This window comes from Mycobacterium sp., assembly GCF_019247615.1.
Taxonomy (GTDB): Bacteria; Actinomycetota; Actinomycetes; order Mycobacteriales; family Mycobacteriaceae; genus Mycobacterium.
Genome location: NZ_JAFBAT010000139.1, coordinates 1 through 18,060 on the forward strand (window position 1 = coordinate 1; position 18,060 = coordinate 18,060).

The 18,060-nt window shown below is 68.8% G+C and carries 17 protein-coding genes; 8 read left to right on the forward strand and 9 right to left on the reverse strand.

The window, feature by feature from the left end; genetic code table 11:
* The first annotated feature begins 775 nt into the window (after window positions 1-775).
* Window positions 776-2,374 (forward strand): PE family protein, encoded by a 1,599-nt coding sequence (locus JO059_RS09195; RefSeq protein ID WP_293315922.1) that lies wholly within the window; start codon window positions 776-778, stop codon window positions 2,372-2,374.
* A gap of 45 nt (window positions 2,375-2,419) precedes the next feature.
* Here JO059_RS09195 and sigE read toward each other — a convergent pair whose 3' ends face one another.
* Window positions 2,420-3,220 (reverse strand): RNA polymerase sigma factor SigE, encoded by an 801-nt coding sequence (gene sigE / locus JO059_RS09200; RefSeq protein ID WP_293315924.1) that lies wholly within the window; start codon window positions 3,218-3,220, stop codon window positions 2,420-2,422.
* A 202-nt stretch (window positions 3,221-3,422) separates the two neighbouring features.
* On the opposite strand from sigE, the gene JO059_RS09205 reads away from it, so the two are divergent.
* The 6 genes from JO059_RS09205 (at window position 3,423) to JO059_RS09230 (ending at window position 9,804) form a co-directional block, all read left to right on the forward strand.
* On the forward strand, window positions 3,423-4,103 hold the full coding sequence (locus JO059_RS09205; RefSeq protein WP_293315926.1) for an O-methyltransferase: 681 nt from the start codon (window positions 3,423-3,425) through the stop codon (window positions 4,101-4,103).
* An 89-nt stretch (window positions 4,104-4,192) separates the two neighbouring features.
* Window positions 4,193-4,831 carry a TetR family transcriptional regulator gene (locus JO059_RS09210; RefSeq protein ID WP_293315928.1) on the forward strand — a complete coding sequence of 213 codons (639 nt, stop codon included), beginning with the start codon at window positions 4,193-4,195 and terminating at the stop codon, window positions 4,829-4,831.
* Complete coding sequence (locus tag JO059_RS09215) at window positions 4,821-5,759, forward strand: ABC transporter ATP-binding protein (RefSeq protein ID WP_293315930.1); 939 nt, start codon at window positions 4,821-4,823, stop codon at window positions 5,757-5,759. The genes JO059_RS09210 and JO059_RS09215 overlap by 11 nt, the downstream gene beginning before the upstream one ends.
* A complete protein-coding gene (locus tag JO059_RS09220) occupies window positions 5,756-7,399 on the forward strand; it encodes an ABC transporter permease (RefSeq protein WP_293315932.1) in 1,644 nt (547 codons plus the stop codon). The genes JO059_RS09215 and JO059_RS09220 overlap by 4 nt, the downstream gene beginning before the upstream one ends.
* Window positions 7,400-7,407: 8 nt before the next feature.
* Window positions 7,408-8,082 (forward strand): isoprenylcysteine carboxylmethyltransferase family protein, encoded by a 675-nt coding sequence (locus JO059_RS09225; protein ID WP_293315934.1) that lies wholly within the window; start codon window positions 7,408-7,410, stop codon window positions 8,080-8,082.
* Between the two features lie 27 nt (window positions 8,083-8,109).
* Window positions 8,110-9,804, forward strand: coding sequence for a CocE/NonD family hydrolase (locus JO059_RS09230; protein WP_293315936.1), 1,695 nt, complete (start codon window positions 8,110-8,112; stop codon window positions 9,802-9,804).
* Between the two features lie 21 nt (window positions 9,805-9,825).
* On the opposite strand, the gene glgC is transcribed toward JO059_RS09230, so the two are convergent.
* The gene (glgC, locus tag JO059_RS09235) at window positions 9,826-11,040 is read right to left on the reverse strand and encodes a glucose-1-phosphate adenylyltransferase (protein ID WP_293315938.1); all 1,215 of its coding nucleotides are present in this window, start codon (window positions 11,038-11,040) and stop codon (window positions 9,826-9,828) included.
* Between the two features lie 196 nt (window positions 11,041-11,236).
* On the opposite strand from glgC, the gene glgA reads away from it, so the two are divergent.
* Entirely contained in the window at window positions 11,237-12,400 is a 1,164-nt protein-coding gene (gene glgA, locus JO059_RS09240) for a glycogen synthase (protein WP_293315940.1), read from the forward strand.
* A gap of 4 nt (window positions 12,401-12,404) precedes the next feature.
* Here the strand turns inward: glgA and JO059_RS09245 are convergent, their stop codons facing one another.
* From JO059_RS09245 to JO059_RS09275, 7 genes are all read right to left on the reverse strand, one after another.
* Window positions 12,405-12,572, reverse strand: a complete 168-nt coding sequence (locus JO059_RS09245) for a DUF3117 domain-containing protein (RefSeq protein WP_003406247.1) — start codon at window positions 12,570-12,572, stop codon at window positions 12,405-12,407.
* Window positions 12,573-12,749: 177 nt separating this feature from the next.
* Window positions 12,750-13,331, reverse strand: a complete 582-nt coding sequence (gene tag, locus JO059_RS09250) for a DNA-3-methyladenine glycosylase I (RefSeq protein WP_293315942.1) — start codon at window positions 13,329-13,331, stop codon at window positions 12,750-12,752.
* Window positions 13,328-13,702 (reverse strand): DivIVA domain-containing protein, encoded by a 375-nt coding sequence (locus JO059_RS09255; RefSeq protein WP_293315944.1) that lies wholly within the window; start codon window positions 13,700-13,702, stop codon window positions 13,328-13,330. The genes tag and JO059_RS09255 overlap by 4 nt, the downstream gene beginning before the upstream one ends.
* A gap of 70 nt (window positions 13,703-13,772) precedes the next feature.
* Window positions 13,773-14,711: a glucosyl-3-phosphoglycerate synthase gene (locus tag JO059_RS09260; RefSeq protein WP_293316018.1), complete on the reverse strand. Its 939-nt coding sequence runs from the start codon at window positions 14,709-14,711 to the stop codon at window positions 13,773-13,775.
* Between the two features lie 44 nt (window positions 14,712-14,755).
* The gene (gene folP / locus JO059_RS09265; protein WP_293315946.1) at window positions 14,756-15,631 is read right to left on the reverse strand and encodes a dihydropteroate synthase; all 876 of its coding nucleotides are present in this window, start codon (window positions 15,629-15,631) and stop codon (window positions 14,756-14,758) included.
* Between the two features lie 49 nt (window positions 15,632-15,680).
* Entirely contained in the window at window positions 15,681-17,465 is a 1,785-nt protein-coding gene (gene fadD6, locus JO059_RS09270; RefSeq protein ID WP_293315948.1) for a long-chain-acyl-CoA synthetase FadD6, read from the reverse strand.
* 1 nt (window position 17,466) lies between these two features.
* Window positions 17,467-18,042, reverse strand: a complete 576-nt coding sequence (locus tag JO059_RS09275; RefSeq protein ID WP_293315950.1) for a TIGR00730 family Rossman fold protein — start codon at window positions 18,040-18,042, stop codon at window positions 17,467-17,469.
* Window positions 18,043-18,060 lie beyond the last annotated feature (18 nt).

Consider the following 18,060-nt stretch of genomic DNA (forward strand, 5'->3'; position numbering starts at 1 on the left):
GCACCCAGGCCGCCGCTGAGGCGCGGCAATCCCACACCGCTGAACCGTGACCCCGGCGCCATCCGCGATTCGGCGAGCACTGGGCTCCGTCAACCGCCTCGCTCACCGGCGCACACTGGACGACAAACGCCCCTAAAGGCGGCGAGCCGGCGCCTGGTCACGCATAGACACGCATAGACAGACGACTCACCACATTGAACTCTGAACCACCCTGGCTCTGATGGAAACGTCGAAGCCAAATCTGTGGCCCCTCAACATGTCTCGCGTTCAGTGGGACGCGCAAGTATGATCGCGAAACCCGTCGGCGTGTCCGGGCCGCATTCGCGGCCCTACCCCGGCACCGCCGACGCGCATCGGCATCACCGCCGGCGGCCCGCGCATGGCGATCCACACCTGCCGCACCGCCCACGCCCGCTCGAGGCGTTCGTGGCCTGCTCGAGGCGTTCGTGGCCCGGTCGCTCAAACTGGCCTTATTACCTGTTGTTTGAGCTCGTCGACGCGATCCCGGCCAACTCGGCGTCGACAGCCCACCCACGCCACCGCCCAGGCCCGCGAATCGCACACCACCGACCCCTGATCCGGGCGTAAGGCTCGGGTGGGGCACGCAAATAAATAGGGAAAATTCCCCATCAACCGCCGCCGACCACCGGCGCACACTTGACCGCAGGCGCCCCGGGCGAGGCACCGCCGCAGCGACGGCACATCCGGACATGATGCACCCGTCGCGGTCATCGCCGAGTCTCTCCCGGGCGCCCTGGATCGACGGGAGGCGGCAATGTCGTTTGTGATTGCGGCGCCGGAGTTTTTGGCGTCGGCGGCAACGGATCTGTCCAACATCGGCTCGGCGGTGACCGCCGCGAATGCGGCGGCGGCAGGCCCGACGACCGGGCTGCTGGCACCCGGCGCGGATGAGGTGTCGGCGGCGGTGGCATCGCTGTTCTCCGGGCACGCCAAGGAGTTTCAGGCGCTGGGCGCTCGGGCGGCGGAGTTTCATACCCAGTTCGTGCAGGCCTTGAATGGCGCGGGGGGTGCCTATACGGCCGCCGAGGCGGCTAACGCCTCGCCACTTTGGCAGGCCTGGCAAGACGTGCGGGGCGTGATCAATGCGCCCACTGACCAGTTGATCGGGACCCCGTTGATCGGCAAGGGCACAAACGGGGCGCCGGGGACCGGGCAGCCCGGCGGGCCGGGGGGGCTCTTGTGGGGCCCCGGCGGTGATGGCGGGTCAGGCGCGCCCGGGCAGCCAGGCGGCCGAGGCGGTAACGCCTGGCTTTTCGGCAACGGCGGTCGGGGCGGAACTGGCGGGGTTGGCGTCACTGGCGCTAACGGCTCCGTGTCCACTGGCATCAACGGCGCCGCCGGCGGCAACGGCGGGGCCGGCGGGGCCGGCGGCCACGGCGGGCGGTTTGAAGGCGATGGCGGTGCCGGCGGCACCGGCGGGCGGGGCGGTCAGGGCGGTCTCGGCGCCAACGACGCCGGCGCCGGCGCCGGCAACGGTGGCAACGGCGGCAACGGCGGGGCCCCCGGCCCGGGCGGGATCGCCCGCGGGGCCCTTGGGACCGCGGGAGCCGCGGGCGCAGTCGGCAACGGCGGCAACGGCGGCAACGGCGGCAACGGCGCCGGCGCCCAGGGCTTAGGCCAGGTCAGCAGCACCGGCGGCAACGGCGGCAACGGCGGCAACGGCCACACCGGCGGCAACGGCGGCAACGGGGGCGCCGGCGGTTCAGCCGCCCTCCTCAACGGGGTCGGCTCCATCGCCGGTGGTGGTGGTGGTGGTGGCGGCGGCGCCGGCGGCAACAGCACCGGCGGCGGCACCGGGGGCACCGGTGGCGCCGGCGGAGCCGGCGGCGGCGTCACCGTGAGCAGCAGCCCCAACAATCCCCCCTTCGCCAGCGCCACCGGCGGCAGCGGGGGTGCGGGCGGAAGCGCCGCCGGCACCGCCGGCGGTCCCGGCGGCGGTGGTGGCGGCGGTGGCGCCACCGCCATCGACAACAGCGGCTCGATCACCGGCGGCACCGGCGCCAACGGTGGCGGCGCCACCGGCGGCGGCAACGGCGCCCTGGGCGGCATAGCCGTTGGCATTACTAACGGCGACGTCGTCGTCGCCGGCGGCGGGGGCGGTGGCGGCGGCGGGATCGTGGGCGGCACGGGAGGCGTCGGCGGCGCCGGCGGTTCGGCCGCCAGCGCCGGAGGCACCGGCGCCGGAGGCGCGGGAGGTGCCGCAGGCCAAGCCGGTGCCGCCGGCACCGCCGTGAGCACAGGCACCGTCGCCGGCGGCGGCGGCGCCGCCGGCACAGGTGGTGGCGGTGGCGGTGGCGGCGCTAGCACCAACGGCAGCGGCGCCGCCGGCGGCGGCGCCGGCGGCAACGGCTAACACCGACGGCAGCACCGAACGGCAACTAGTTCGTTTAATGCGCCTTTAGGCGGACTTGGTGTCCAGTGCCTGGTCGCGGGCGCCGTGTTCGGGGTGTGCGGCCAGGTAGTCGCGCAACGCCTGACGCCCGCGGTGAATTCGGCTGCGCACGGTGCCCAGCTTGACGCCCAGGGTGGCGCCGATCTCCTCGTAGGACAGACCTTCGATGTCGCACAGCACGACGGCGGCACGAAACTCCGGCGGCAGCGAATCCAGGGCCGCCTGCAGATCGGGCCCAAGCCGCGCGTCGTGGTAGATCTGCTCGGGGTTGGGCTCGTCGGCGGGCACCCTGTCGTAGTCCTCGGGCAGCGCCTCCATCCGGATGCGCGCCCGGCGTCGCACCATGTCGAGGAAGAGGTTGGTGGTGATGCGGTGCAGCCACCCTTCGAACGTGCCCGGCTGGTAGTTCTGGACCGACCTGAACACGCGGATGAACGTCTCCTGGGTCAGGTCCTCGGCGTCGTGCTGGTTACCGGAGAGCCGGTAGGCCAGCCGATACACCCGGTCCGCGTGCTGGCGCACCAGTTCATCCCACGACGGCATAGCCGCTTTGTCACCCGTCGCGTCGAACACGGCCGTGCCCCGCAACGAGTCGGTGGTCTCCACCCATTCGTCGTCCCGGTACTCCTGGGCGTGCGACATCGTGGCCGGGCTCAAAAGCGTTGTGTTGATTGGTTCCTCCGGATATGCCGTGCAGTCGAAGCTTGGCAGTTCGCGCAGTTCGTTCAAGCCGTCAACGCGAAGCTGCCAGTGAGTATTCCCGGCCCAGCGAGAAGTAATCCGCTCTCGGCGCACTCCGGGTTCCATGGGGATACCGTCGCCCATCGGCGTATGCGCGGCATGATAGCAATCTGAGGTTTGGCTGAGAAACCAAATCGTTACGCGGCCTTGACCTGGATAAATTCCGAGGAGAGTGACTTGCGTCGCTCTCGGCGTGCTCGGCGTGTCGTCCCGGGTCGACTAGGCGCGCCTGCCGGAACCCGCCGCGAATTGGAATACGCTGCGGGGCATGGACGCCAGCGACGCAGGGACCAGCACGGAAACCCCGGTCCCGCCGGCCCCGAGTCGAGCAGAATCCCTCTGCGCCCACGCCGAGGGGTCGATATCCGAAGATGCGGTCCTGGCCGCCGCGCGGGAGCGGGCCGAAGAGATCGGCGCCGGGCCGGTGACACCCGCGGTCGGTGCACTGCTGAGCCTGCTGGCCAAGCTCAGCGGCGGCAAGGCCGTCGCCGAGGTGGGCACGGGCGCGGGCGTCAGCGGGCTGTGGTTGTTGTCTGGTATGAGCGACGACGGCGTGCTGACGACGATCGATGTCGAGCCCGAGTACCTGCGGCTCGCCAAGCAGGCGTTCTCCGAGGCCGGCATCGGGCCCTCGCGCACGAGGCTGATCGGTGGCCGGGCCCAGGAGGTCCTCACCCGGTTGGCCGACGCGTCCTACGACCTAGTCTTCATCGACGCCGATCCGCTGGACCAGCCCGATTACGTCGTCGAGGGTGTGCGGCTGCTTCGACCCGGCGGCGTCATCGTCGTCCACCGCGCGGCGCTCGGCGGGCGCGCCGGTGATCCCGCGGCACGCGATCCCGAGGTGGCCGCGGTGCGTGAGGCCGCCCGGCTCATTGCCGAGGACGAGCGGCTCACCCCGGCGCTGGTGCCGCTTGGCGACGGGCTGTTGGCCGCGGTCCGCGACTGACAGCGTCTGGCGGGGCCGGCCAACCTTTACGCGACCTTGACGGGTCGCCTCCTTGACCCGGGACTGAACATGCGTTTAGCGTACTGAACATGCGTTCAGCCGACCTGACTGCCGCCGCCCGAATCCGCGACGCGGCGATCGTGCAGTTCGGCGAGCACGGCTTTGGCGTCGGGCTCAGGGCCGTTGCCGAAGCGGCGGGGGTGAGCGCGGGGCTGGTCATCCACCACTTCGGCTCCAAGGAAGGCCTGCGCAAGGCCTGCGACGACTACATCGCCGAGGAGATCCGCAGCAGCAAGTCGGAGGCGCTGAAGTCCAACGACCCCGCCACCTGGTTCGGGCAGCTGGCCGAGATCGAGGAGTACGCCCCGCTGATGGCCTACGTGGTGCGCAGCATGGTGTCCGGCGGCGACCTGGCGAAGACGTTGTGGCGAAGGATGATCGACAACGCCGAGGAGTACATGGAAGAAGGTGTGCGCGCCGGGACGATCAAGCCCAGCCGCGACCCGCACGCCCGGGCGAAATATCTCGGCATCACCGGCGGCGGGGGTTTCCTGCTGTATCTGCAAATGCACGACACGCCAACGGATCTGCGAGCCGTCCTGCGCGACTACGCCCGGGACATGATCCTGCCCGCCCTCGAGATCTACACCGAGGGCCTGATGACGGACCGCACCATGTACGACGCATTCCTGGCCGCCGAAGAGCAAGGAGGATCCCATGCCCACTGACAACTCCGACAAGGTCGCACCCATCGACGTCCGCGGTTTGACGAAGAACTTCGGCGCGGTGCGCGCGCTTGACGGCCTGGATCTCACCGTGAGCGCAGGGGAAGTGCACGGGTTTCTCGGGCCGAACGGGGCCGGCAAGTCGACGACCATCCGCATCCTGCTCGGCCTGGTGAAAGCGGACGGCGGGCGGGCGCGCCTGCTGGGCGGCGATCCGTGGACCGACGCGGTCGAACTGCACCGCCAATTGGCCTACGTGCCAGGCGATGTGACGCTGTGGCCCTCACTGACCGGCGGCGAGACCATCGACCTGCTGGCCCGGATGCGCGGGGGCATCGACGAAAAGCGGCGTGCCGAGCTGATCGAGCGCTTCGATCTCGACCCACACAAGAAGACGCGCACCTACTCGAAGGGCAATCGGCAAAAGGTCTCCCTGATTTCGGCCTTCTCCTCACACGCCCGCCTGCTGCTGCTGGACGAGCCGAGCAGCGGCCTGGACCCCTTGATGGAGAACGTGTTTCGGCAATGCGTCGGCGAGGCCCGGGATCGCGGGACGACGGTATTGCTGTCCAGTCACATCCTGGCCGAAACCGAAGCGCTGTGCGAGCGGGTGACCATCATAAGGGCCGGCCGGACCATCGAGAGCGGTTCGCTGGAGTCCATGCGACATCTCAGCCGGACCTCCATCAAGGCCGAAATGACGGGTGACCCAGGAGATCTCACCCGGATCGACGGGGTCGAAGACGTCACCATCGAGGGCAACACGCTGCGCGCCCAGGTCGACAGCGAAAGCCTCGGAGAGCTCATCCGGGCCCTCGGCGACGCGGGCGTCCGCAGCCTCGTCAGCCAGCCCCCGACTCTCGAGGAACTCTTCCTGCGCCACTACAGCACCGCAGACACGGGCGTCCCGGACGAGAAGGTCTCGGCATGAGTACCGCCACCATCCTCGATCGGCCACGCCGCCCGGCGCACCCGGCGCCCCGGGGTTCGAACTTCTCCGGCACGCTGCCGATGCTGCGCCTTTACCTGCGCCGCGATCGGGTCTCGTTGCCGCTGTGGGTTTTTCTGCTGTCGGTGCCGTTGGCGAGCGTCTACGTCGGCAGCATCCTGAAGGTGTATCCCACGCAGGCCGCCCGCGCCGCGTTCAGAGCATCCGTCATGGCCAGCCCGGCCCAGCGTGCGCTCTACGGGCAGGTCTACAACGACAGCATCGGGGCGGTGGGCATCTGGAAAGCCGGGATGTTCCACCTGCTCATTGCCGTGGCCGTCATTCTCACGGTGATTCGGCACACCCGCGCCGACGAGGAAAGCGGTCGCACCGAACTGCTGGACTCCACCGCGGTCGGCCGCTACGCGAGCCTGAGCGCGGCGCTGATACTCGCCTTCGGGGCGTCGATCGCCACCGGCGCGATCGGCGCGGCGGGCCTGCTGACCACCGACATCCCGGCCGGAGGGTCGCTCGCCTTCGCGGCGGCGCTGGCGGGATCCGGCCTGGTGTTCGGCGCCGTCGCCGCGGTGGCCGCCCAACTGTCGCCGAGTGCCCGGTTCGCCCGCGGCGTGGCGATCGCCGCGTTGGGCGCCGCCTACGGGCTGCGCGCCGTCGGTGACGCCGGTGACGGCAGGCTGTCGTGGCTATCGCCGCTGGGATGGTCGCTGCAGGTCCGCCCGTACGCGGGCGATCGGTGGTGGGTGCTGGTGTTGCATCTGGTCACGACGGTGTCGCTCACCCTGGTGGCTTACCGGCTGCTCGCGGGCCGCGACGTGGGCGCCGGACTGATCGCGGAACGCGCAGGCCCGGGCACCGCCGGAGTGCGCCTGCGCGGCGTCAACGGGCTCGCGTGGCGGCTGGACCGCGGCCAGCTGTTGTTGTGGACCGCGGGGCTGTGCCTATACGGCGTGGTGCTAGGCAGCGTGGTGCACGGCATCGGCGACGAGCTGGGCAGCAGCACTGTTGCGCGCGACATCGTGGCCCGGATGGGCGGCACCAGTGCCTTAGAGGAGGCCTTCATCGCGGTGGCGTTCACCATGATGGGCATGGCGGCCGCCGCGTTCGCCACCTCGCTCACCCTGCGATTGCAGCAGGAAGAAGCCGCGCAGCGGGCCGAGCCGACATTGGCCGGTGCAGTTTCCCGAATCCGTTGGTTTGCAAGTCATTTGGTAACCGCGGTACTCGGGTCCGCGGTTGCGATGCTGCTCAGCGGCCTGGCCGCCGGAATCGCCTACGGCGTCGCGGCCGGCGATCTCGGCGGCAAGGTGGCCCTCGTGACCGCAAGCGCTGCCGTGCAGCTACCCGCCGTCTGGCTGCTCCCGGCGGTGACGGTCGGGGTGTTCGGTATCGCACCGCGGTTCACACCCGCTGCGTGGGCCGTGCTCGTCGGGTTCGTCGCGGTATACCTGATCGGTGAGCTGGCCCGGTTCCCCCGGTGGTTGCTGGACCTCGAGCCCTTCGCACACGTCCCGCGGGTCGGCAGCGACTTCACCGCTGCGCCGTTGCTGTGGCTGCTGGCCATCGACGCGGCACTGATTGCGCTGGGCACCATAGCTTTTCGACACCGTGACCTGCGTTGTTAGGAACGACCATGAAACTCGCGCTCCGAGTTACCACGTCCTCGATCGCCGGGCTCATCACCTTCGGGTTGATCCTTTTCGGGCCGGCCGGCACGTTCCGCTACTGGCAGGCATGGCTTTTCATCGTCGTGTTCACGGTGGTGACGATCGGCCCGACGATCCACCTGGCACGAACCAATCCCACAGTCCTTGAGCGGCGAATGCACGCCGGCCCGCGGGCGGAAACCCGGCCGGCGCAGAAGTTCATCGTCACCGCCAGTTTCCTGGCCATCTTCGCGATGATGGCGTTCAGCGCTTTCGACCACCGGATGGGTTGGTCGGGCGTGCCGGTGTGGGTGTGCCTGCTCGGCGATGTGCTGGTGGCGGCGGGAGTGGGCACCACGATGCTGGTGGTCCTGCAGAACAATTACGCCGCCGCCACCGTCACGGTGGAAGAGGGCCAGAAGGTGGCCTCCGGGGGGCTCTACAAGTTCGTCCGGCACCCGATGTACGCCGGCAGCCTGGTCATGATGGTCGGCATACCGCTGGCGCTCGGCTCCTACTGGGGACTGCTCGTCATCATCGCGGGCATTCCGATGCTCGTTCTGCGCATCGTCGACGAGGAGAAGCTGCTCACCGAGGAGCTGGCCGGGTATCGCGAATACGCTCAGCGGGTTCGCTACCGGTTGGTGCCCAGCGTGTGGTGACTGCCCACGGCGCTTTAGGGTAGCGGCGTGGCCCACAAGACGACACCCGCGCTGGACCGGCCATGGCGCCGTTCCGGCGCCCTTCGCTACGCACTCGAGCGGATTCGCGGCATCGCCCAACCCCCCGTAACCGTGACCGATTCGCCGGCCGACATCGTTATCGACCGCGACCTCGCCGCACCGACGCGCGACGGAACGATGTTGCGGATCAACGTCTTTCGCAAGTCCCACGCCGACGCCCGGCCCGTCATCCTGAGCATCCACCCCTACGGCAAGGACAACCTGCCGAAGCGCAAGGGCGGCAGGTGGACCTATTCGGTCCAATACCGCGTATTGCGGCAACCGAAGCCGTTGACCTTTTCGGCCCTCACCGGTTGGGAGGCGCCGGATCCCGGGTGGTGGACCGCGCAAGGCTTCGCCGTGGTGAATGCCGACTCGCGCGGCTGCGGGCATTCCGACGGCACCGGCAATCTGCTGTCGCACCAGGAAGCCGAGGACACTTACGACCTCGTCCAGTGGATCGCCGAACAGCCCTGGTGCGACGGCAACGTCGTAATGCTGGGCGTGTCCTACCTGGCCATCAGCCAGTACGCCGTTGCCGCGCTGCGGCCGCCGGCGCTGCGGGCGATCTGCCCGTGGGAAGGTTTCACCGACGCCTACCGCGATCTGACATTTCCGGGCGGTGTGCGCGAGACCGGCTTCACCCGGATGTGGTCGCGCAACGTTCGTCGGGACACGCGGCAGGCTTACGACCTGGCCCGGATGCAGGACCAGCATCCGCTGCGGGACGACGTCTGGCGCTCGCTGGCACCCGACTTGTCGGCAATCGAGGTGCCCATGCTCGTCTGCGGCAGCTTCTCGGATAACAACCTGCACAGCCGCGGATCGATCCGGGCCTTCACCCGTGCGGGCTCCTCCTACGCGCGGCTCTACACCCATCGCGGCGGCAAGTGGGCAACCTTCTACTCCGACACCGCCCTGGCCGAACAGCTGAAGTTCTTCCGCGCCGTGCTGGGCGGCGCGCCCGCATCGCGCAGCGTGCGCCTTGAGGTGCGCGAGGATCGCGACACCGTCACCGCGGTGCGCGAAGAATCCGAATGGCCCCTTGCACGTACCCGTTGGCGCCCAATGTATCTCGGGCAAGGCGGGACGCTGACCCCCGAGCAGCCGCCGGCGGCAGGCCACCGTACGTTCGAAAACCTGTCTGCCGCAGCGGCATTCAGCTATACGGTTCCGGCAGACACCGAGTTGGTCGGCCCGATGGCGGTCCGGTTGTGGGTGGAGCTGCGTGGTTGTGACGACGCCAACCTGTTCGTCGGTGTCGAAAAGTGGCGCTGCGGCCGGTTCCGGGGAACGTTCATCGGATTCGAGGGCTCATACGGCTATGGCCGCGACCGGGTGACGACCGGCTGGCAGCGGATCGCGCTGCGCGCCCTCGACCCCGAGCTCTCGCGGCCGTGGGAGCCCGTACCGGCGTGCACCGATCCGCGGCCGGTCTCCGCCGGTGAAGTGGTCGCGGTCGACGTCGCACTGGGACCGTCGGCCACGTTGTTCCGTGCCGGCGAGCAACTGCGGCTGGTGGTCGCCGGACGCTGGCTGTGTCCGAGAAACCCGTTAACTGGCCAGCTGCCGGCGGCCTACACCCACTCGCCGCGCGGTCGGATCACCCTGCACTGGGGCCCGCGCCACGACGCACACCTGCTGATCCCGGAGATCCCCTAAATCGCCGAGCAGCTCGCGGTACTAGATCCAGACGCCCTTGCCCACCGCGACCACGCCGCCGACGCTGATCGCGAAGCGCTCGCGGTCGCGTTCCAGATCCACCCCAACCATCTCGCCGGGGCCCACGACGACGTTCTTGTCCAGGATGGCATGGCGCACCACCGCGCCACGGCCGACGCGAGCGCCCGGCATGATCACGCTGCCCTCGACGATCGCGCCGTCGTCGACCACGACGTTGGAGGACAGCACCGAGTTGCGCACCGACGCCGCCGAGATGATGCTGCCTGCGCCCACCACCGACTCCTGGGCGGAGCCGCCGTTGACGAACTTGGCCGGAGCGAGGTTCTCCGACTCGCCGCGAATGGGCCAGCGCTTGTTGTACAGGTTGAAAACCGGATGCACCGACACCAGGTCCATGTGCGCGTCGTAGAAGGCATCCAGGGTCCCGACGTCACGCCAGTAGCCCCGGTCGCGGTCGGTGGCCCCGGGCACCTCGTTGTCGGAGAAGTCGTACACCGCGGCCATCCCGTCGTCCACCAATCGCGGAACGATGTCGCCGCCCATGTCGTGATCCGAGTGGTCGTCATCGGCGTCGGCGCGGATCGCGTCGATGAGCACCTTGGTGGTGAAGATGTAGTTGCCCATCGAAACGAACGTCGAGTCCGGGTCGTCGGGCGTTCCGGGAGGATTCATCGGCTTCTCCACGAAATCGCGGATGCGGCCGGAGTCGTCGGCGTCAATGCACCCGAACGCGCTGGCCTCCCCGCGCGGAACCCTGATCCCGGCCACGGTCGCGCCGGCCCCGCTGTCGATGTGGAAGCGCACCATCTGCTCCGGGTCCATCCGATACACGTGGTCTGCGCCGAAAACGACTATGTAGTCGGGGTCTTCGTCGTAGATCAGGTTGAGCGACTGGTAGATCGCGTCGGCGGATCCGGTGTACCAACGCGGGCCGAGCCGCTGCTGTGCCGGCACCGGCGTGATGTACTCGCCGGCCAGGCCGGACAACCGCCAGTTCTGCGAAATGTGACGGTCGAGTGAATGCGACTTGTATTGCGTGAGAACACATATTCTCAGATAGCGGGCGTTGACGAGATTGGAAAGCACGAAATCGATCAGCCGATAGGCGCCGCCGAAGGGAACCGCGGGTTTGGCCCGGTCCGCTGTCAGCGGGTACAGCCGCTTGCCCTCACCGCCGGCCAGGACAATGCCCAGCACGTGTGGTGCTTCCCTCATGGCTACAAACTATCGGCCACCGCGAACCACTGCCAGGGGGACAGCGCTATTCGCGCACTCTCAGGCTGTCTTTCAATGCTTTTGGCTTAGCGGCATCGCCGAACCCAAGCGCACGTCGCCGAACCCGAGCCCAATTGTCCGGCTCCGCAACGGCCCGACTCGCGGGCCGCCGCGTCGCCGAACTAGCGTGCGGTATATGCGGGTGGCGATGATGACTCGGGAGTATCCACCGGATGTCTATGGCGGAGCCGGGGTACACGTCACCGAACTCGTCGCCCAGCTGCGCCGACTGTGCACGGTCGACGTGCATTGCATGGGCGCGCCCCGGCCGGGTGCCTTCGCCCACCAGCCCGACCCACGGATGCACGGCGCCAACCCGGCGCTGGCCACCTTGTCCACGGACCTCATGATGGTCGACGCGGCATCCGCGGCCACCATCGTGCACTCCCACACCTGGTACACCGGCATGGCTGGGCACCTGGCCGCGTTGCTCTACGACGTTCCCCACGTTTTGACAGCGCATTCGCTTGAGCCGCGGCGGCCCTGGAAGGCCGAACAGCTCGGCGGCGGCTACCGGGTCTCGACGTGGGTGGAACACACCGCGGTGCTGGCCGCCGACGCGGTCATCGCGGTCAGTTCCGCGATGCGCGAAGACATACTGCGGGTCTACCCGGCACTGGATCCCAGCCTGGTGCATGTGGTGCGCAACGGAGTCGACACCAATGTCTGGTATCCCGCCGGGCCGGTACAAGGCGGGTCGGTGCTGGACGAACTCGGGGTGGACCCGAGCCGGCCCACGGTGGCGTTCGTCGGGCGGATCACCCGGCAAAAGGGCGTCGGCCACCTGGTGGCGGCGGCCCATCGATTCAGCGCCGACGTGCAGTTGGTGTTGTGCGCGGGTGCTCCGGACACCGCGGAGCTGGCCGAGGAGATTCGGGCTGCCGTCGCCGCACTGGCCGAGGACCGCACGGGAGTGTTTTGGATCCGGGAGATGCTGCCGGTCGGTGAGTTACGTGAAATACTCTCGGCGGCAACGGTTTTCGTGTGTCCGTCGATGTACGAGCCGTTGGGCATCGTAAACCTCGAGGCGATGGCCTGCGCGACCCCGGTGGTGGCCTCCGACGTCGGCGGAATACCGGAGGCGGTCGTCGACGGGGTCACCGGGTCGCTGGTGCATTACGACGCCGACGACCCGGTCGCTTTCGAGGCCGGATTGGCCGCAGCGGTCAATGAGCTGGTCGCCGACCCCGGGAAAGCGAAACGCCTCGGCGAGGCCGGACGCCGGCGCTGCATTGAAGAATTTTCCTGGGCACGTGTCGCCGAGCAGACGCTGGACATCTATCGAAAAGTGGGCGCGTAGCCGCCTAACTGGTGACGCCCTTGAGTTCGTCACCGAGGGCGGCGGCTTCGTCGGGCGTCAGCTCGACGACCAGTCGACCGCCTCCCTCAAGTGGTACCCGCATCACGATGCCGCGCCCCTCCTTGGTTGCTTCCAGCGGACCGTCTCCGGTCCGGGGCTTCATCGCCGCCATCGAGCGCTCCCTCCAGATTCCAGCTGACCCGCCTTCGCGGGCTTGGTCGGCGCCGAGCATGCCCCGCCCGTGAAATTCCAGCCGTACCCGACATTGAACTGCCAAATCACGACTCCATTGTTCCCTATTCCGCTCGGCAGTTACACAAAGACCCGCCCGTGAGCGCCCAACGGGCCTTCAGCGCGACTGGGCGGGCACCCAGCAACCGCGAATGTGGTCATCGACCATGCCGGTTGCCTGCATCAACGCATAGGCGGTGGTGGGCCCGACGAAGCGGAACCCACGACGTTTGAGTTCGAGGGACATGGCCTTCGATTCTGCGGTAGCCGAGGGGATTTCGGATGGCTCGGCGGGGCGGGGGCGCCATGGCGGTGCGAACGACCACAACAGCTTGGACAGGTCCTCGGCAGATCCCAGCTCCGCGGCGGCGCGCGCGTTGGCGATGGTCGCCTCGATCTTGGCCCGGTTGCGGACGATCCCCTGGTCAGCCATCAACCGCTGCACGTCGGCATCGGTGTAAGCGGCCACCGTCTCGATGTCGAAATCGGCGAAGGCGCGGCGGAAATTCTCCCGTTTTCGCAAGATCGTCAGCCACGACAGGCCACTCTGGAAGGCCTCCAGGCTGATCCGCTCGAACAGCGCCACGCCGTCGAGCAACGGGCGGCCCCATTCCTGGTCGTGGTAGTCACGGTAGAGCTCGACGTCCTGTCCCGGCCTGCCGGCCGCCCAGCTGCACCGCACCCGCCCGTCATCGCTCACACTGTGTCCTGACGATCCTCGCCGTCCTCCGGTTCCACGGGACCACGCTCGCCCGGGACCTCCTTCTGGGCGACGGGCGGGGAGTGCGCCCCGGAGAGCTGGGCAAGCTGCCCCCGCAGCGCCTCGAGCTCGCGGGCGAGGCGGTCCAGCACCCAGTCCACTTCGCTGGTCTTGTAGCCCCTGAGCACCTGGGTGAACTTGACGGCGTCGACGTCGGCGCCGGTGACGCCATACGCCGGCAGCACCGTCGCCGTCGTCCCCCGCGGCAACGGCGGCAACTGCTCGCCACGGCCGAACAGCAAGCTGGCGGCGCCGAACAGCACGATCGCCACCAGCACCAACACCACCAGGTACAGCAACACCAATGCCACGGGATCGATATTGCCTTATACCACCGACCACTCCGAGTACAGCTTGGCTCGCAACGGCTTAAAAAGGGCCTTAAAAGGATTGAAGCCCGTTCATCGGGGGCCGGTCCACCAGCGACACCGGCGTGGTGTGAGCGGTGTAGGTCTCGGCCTCGGGGCCGTCGGGGCCTTCGGCGAGGAACTGGGTCAGCCCCGCCCCGGAATCGGGAATGCCGCACCGCGAGAACAGCGTCGCAATGACCTGGCGGCTCATCGCGCCCAGCTCGGGCAGCGGCCGGTTGCGGTGGGCGCGCACGCCGAGGTTGACCTGAGCGATCGCTTCCAGCCCCAGCCGGTCGAAGGTGTCCACCAGCAGCCCGATCTCCACGCCATAGCCCGGGGCGAACGGCAGCGACGTGAGCAGCTCCCGGCTGGCCGCGTACTCGCCGCCGAGCGGCTGCAGCACGCAGCCCAACTCGGGCCGCAGCGCCGCCAGCAATGGCCGGGCGACCAGCTCGGTGACCCGGCCGCCGCCCGTCGCGCCCGGCCCGAGCGGCCGTCGGTAGAAGCTCTTCACCAGGTGCACGCCGTCGCAGGTCAGCAGCGGGGCGAGCAGCCACGGCACGAACATCGGGTTGGGGTCGATCAGGTCGGAGTCGACGAACACCACGATGTCGCCGCTGGTGGCCGCGAGCGAACGCCACAGCGCCTCGCCCTTGCCGGGCCGCACGGGCACCGCGGGCAATGCCTGTTCGCGGCTGACGACGCGGGCGCCGGCGGCGATGGCGCGGATCTCGGTGTCGTCGGTCGAACCGGAGTCCAGCACGATCAGCTCGTCGACCAGGCCCTCGTGCTCGCGAACCAGCGGCGAGATGCTGTCGATCACCGATTCGATGGTTTCTTCCTCGTTGAGCGCCGGCAGCACCACCGACACGGTGCGCCCGGCCTTGGCCTCCCGCAGTTGACCCAGGGTCCAGGTGGGACGGCTGCAGCCGCGGTTGGGCAGCCAGATGTCTCCGGGGCGCGTGGCCAGGGCTTCCTCGCGGGTGAGCGCGCCCGCTATCAGCTCGGATGCGGTCACGCCAGCCCCCTGACCGTGCGCGCCGGGGCGCGTTGCCCCTGGATCGACGACACCATCTCCAGCACGCGACGCGTGGCCGCCACCTCGTGCACGCGGAACATTCGCGCCCCCGCGGCGGCGGCGAGCGCCGTCGCCGCCAGGGTCCCCTCCAGCCGTTCGGTCAGTTCCACACCCAAAGTCTCCCCGACGAAGTCCTTGTTGCTCAAAGCCAGGAGCACCGGCCATCCGGTGTTAACAAGATCGCCGACGTGGCGCAACAGGAGCAGCGCGTGGAAGGTGTTTTTGCCGAAATCGTGGGCCGGGTCGATCAGCACCCGCTCACGGTCCACCCCGCCTGCGACCGCACGCTCGGCGGCTGCCGTGAGCTGCCCGACCACGTCGTCCACCACACCGCGGGTAGTGGTGCCGTAACTGACCCGGAACGGACGTGTGCGCGGCGCCGCGCCCCCGGTGTGCGAGCACACCAGGCCCGCGCCGAACTCGGCAGCCACCTCGGGCATGGCCGCGTCGATCCCGCCCCAGGTGTCGTTGATCAAGTCGGCGCCGGCAGCGCAGGCCACCCTGGCCACCTCCGAACGCCAGGTGTCGACGCTGATCAGCTGGTCCGGGTAGGCGCCGCGGAGCCATTCGATGAACGGCACCAAACGCGCGATCTCGGTGTCCGCGTCGACGCTTTCGCCGGGGCCCGCCTTGACCCCTCCAACGTCGATGACGTCGGCGCCGTCGGCGACGGCCCGGTGCGCGGCCGCTCTGGCAGCCTCATCGCCGAAGGTCGCCCCCCGGTCATAGAACGAATCCGGGGTGCGGTTGACGATCGCCATGATCAGCGGGCGGTCCTCAGCGACCGGCCTACCGCAGAACGTCGATTGCACGCCACCATCGTGCCTGGCGCGACTCGCGTGCGTGCGGCCAGCCGGACACTCAGCCCTTCGGGCGCTTGCCCGCGGCGATTTCCTCGGGATATTCGTCGTAGTACGGCACGTAGCCCTCGTCGCGGCCGGCCAGCACGTACAGCGGATCCTGCACGTCGGAGCCGTAGGCCTGCTGGCGCAACTCCACCTTGCGGCTCTTGAACGTCGTGGTGTGTTCCAGCGACTCCACCACGCGCACGAACAACGGCAGCGCGTAGGGGGGAAGTTGGCCGTAAACCGCGCGGGCCAGGGACTGGCCGTCGAACTCGAAGCCCTCACGCAGCTTGACCGCGGCCATCCCGGCGCGACCGCCGGTGTGCGGGATCTCGACGCCGAAGACCGTGCATTCCTCGACGGACTCGTCGGACGCCAGCGCCGCTTCGACCTGCGTGGTAGCGACGTTTTCGCCCTTCCACCGGAAGGTGTCGCCGAGCCGGTCGACGAAGGCCGCGTGCCCGATGCCCTGCGGACTCATCACGTCGCCCGAATTGAACCAGCAGTCGCCCTCACGAAAAGCGTTGCGTACCAACTTCTTTTCGCTCGACTCCTGATCCGTGTAGCCGTCGAACGGCTGCAGCCGGTTCACCTTGCTGAGCAACAGACCGGGCTCCCCGGGCGGCACCCTGCGCACCCGCCCGTTTTGGTCGCGCAGCGGGGCGCCGGTGTCCGGGTCGTACTCGACATAGGCCAAGGGCATCGGAAAGACGCCGGTGCTCCGTGGGACGTTGAAGACGTTGATGAACGCCGTGTTGCCCTCGCTGGACGCGTAGAACTCGCAGACCCGCGCAATCCCGAAGCGCTGCGTGAACTCGTCCCAGATCTCCGGGCGCAGACCGTTGCCGGCGATCACCCGCACTTTGTGCGCCCGGTCGGTCGGCTTGGCAGGCTGGTTGAGCAGGTAGCGGCAGATCTCGCCGATGTAGATGAACGCGGTGGCCTCGTTGGCGATCACCTCGTCCCAGAACTTCGACGCCGAAAACGACTTGCCCAGCGCCAGCGTCGCGCCCGATGTGATCACCGATGACATGGCCACCGTCAGCGCGTTGTTGTGGTACAGCGGCAGGCAGCTGTACAGCGTGTCGGAGCTCTTCAACCGCAGCCCGATGCCGCCGAACGCGGCCAGCGCCTTCAGCCACCGCAGGTGCGTCATCACGCTGGCCTTGGGGAATCCGGTCGTGCCCGAGGTGAAGATGTAAAACGCGGTGTCCTTGGCCTGCACCGCCGATGCCGAAGCCGGATTGGCGGCCGAGGCGCTCGCCGCGAACCGCTCCAGGTCCTCGACGGTCAGCGTCTCGGCGCTACCCGGGCCACCGCACTCCGCCACGGTGCTGACCAGGTCGGTCTCGGCGATCAACACCTTGGCGTCCAGCAGGCCCAGGCTGTGCGCCAACACCTCGCCGCGCTGGTGGTAGTTGAGCATGCCGGCAACGGCGCCACACTTGACCGCGGCGAGCATCGCCAGCACCGCGTTGGGCGAGTTGCGCAGCATGATCGCGACGACGTCGCCGCGGCCGACACCGCGCGCGGCCAGCACCGCGGCATAGCGGTTGGCCGCCGCATTGGCGTCGCGATAGGTCACTTGTTCCTCGCCGAACCTCAGGAAGATCCGGTCGCCGTAGCGAGCGGCCCGCTCCTGGAAAACCGTGCCGATCGACTTCTTGGAGCCGGGTCGCGCCAGCAGCCCGGTCAACGCCCCGCGCACGATCACCGGCATGTCGGCCAGCAGACCGGGAGCCCCGGCGGCAATGTCGGCGAGTCTGACCGCCGTTCGGGTTCCTCGGTCGTGAGCGCGCACGTCAATCCTCGATTTCGTTCGGTGAGCAGGCCTCCAGTGCGGCACCCACCTTATCGACCAGCACCAACCGGTCCATCGCCGCTTGCGCGATGTAGCCGCTGTCGAGCAACCCGCACAACCAGACCCACAGGCCCTCGTAGTGGCCGAAAGGGTCCAGCAGCACGATGGGTTTGCCGTGCAAGCCGAGATACCCGGTGGTCCACGCGTCGAGCAGTTCGTCCAGGGTGCCGACCCCGCCCGGCAGCACCAGGAACGCGTCGGCGCGATCTTCCATGATCTGTTTGCGCTCGCGCATGGTCTCGCTGACGATCAGCTCGTCGGCGTCCCGGTCGGCGACCTCGCGTCGCATCAAGTTCTGCGGGATGACGCCGACGGTGCGGCCACCCCGGGCGCGCACCGCGCTGGCCACCGCACCCATCGCAGACACCCGGCCGCCGCCCCAAACCAGGGTCCAGCCGCGCTCGGCGATCGCCTCGCCGAGTTCGCAAGCGAGCGCGAGCAATTCGGGGTGCTCGGGGCCGGAAGCGCAGTACACACACACCGCCCAGTCGCGGGACTCATCGCGTTCCGGGCGCATACCTCGAAAGGTAGACCA

Excerpts from the sequence above, each read along its gene's own strand:
- JO059_RS09195 (WP_293315922.1), top strand. The coding sequence starts at position 776 with ATGTCGTTTGTGATTGCGGCGCCGGAGTTTTTGGCGTCGGCGGCAACG.
- sigE (WP_293315924.1), bottom strand. The coding sequence starts at position 3,220 with ATGGAACCCGGAGTGCGCCGAGAGCGGATTACTTCTCGCTGGGCCGGG.
- JO059_RS09205 (WP_293315926.1), top strand. The coding sequence starts at position 3,423 with ATGGACGCCAGCGACGCAGGGACCAGCACGGAAACCCCGGTCCCGCCG.
- JO059_RS09210 (WP_293315928.1), top strand. The coding sequence starts at position 4,193 with ATGCGTTCAGCCGACCTGACTGCCGCCGCCCGAATCCGCGACGCGGCG.
- JO059_RS09215 (WP_293315930.1), top strand. The coding sequence starts at position 4,821 with ATGCCCACTGACAACTCCGACAAGGTCGCACCCATCGACGTCCGCGGT.
- JO059_RS09220 (WP_293315932.1), top strand. The coding sequence starts at position 5,756 with ATGAGTACCGCCACCATCCTCGATCGGCCACGCCGCCCGGCGCACCCG.
- JO059_RS09225 (WP_293315934.1), top strand. The coding sequence starts at position 7,408 with ATGAAACTCGCGCTCCGAGTTACCACGTCCTCGATCGCCGGGCTCATC.
- glgC (WP_293315938.1), bottom strand. The coding sequence starts at position 11,040 with ATGAGGGAAGCACCACACGTGCTGGGCATTGTCCTGGCCGGCGGTGAG.
- glgA (WP_293315940.1), top strand. The coding sequence starts at position 11,237 with ATGCGGGTGGCGATGATGACTCGGGAGTATCCACCGGATGTCTATGGC.
- JO059_RS09245 (WP_003406247.1), bottom strand. The coding sequence starts at position 12,572 with ATGGCGGCGATGAAGCCCCGGACCGGAGACGGTCCGCTGGAAGCAACC.
- JO059_RS09275 (WP_293315950.1), bottom strand. The coding sequence starts at position 18,042 with ATGCGCCCGGAACGCGATGAGTCCCGCGACTGGGCGGTGTGTGTGTAC.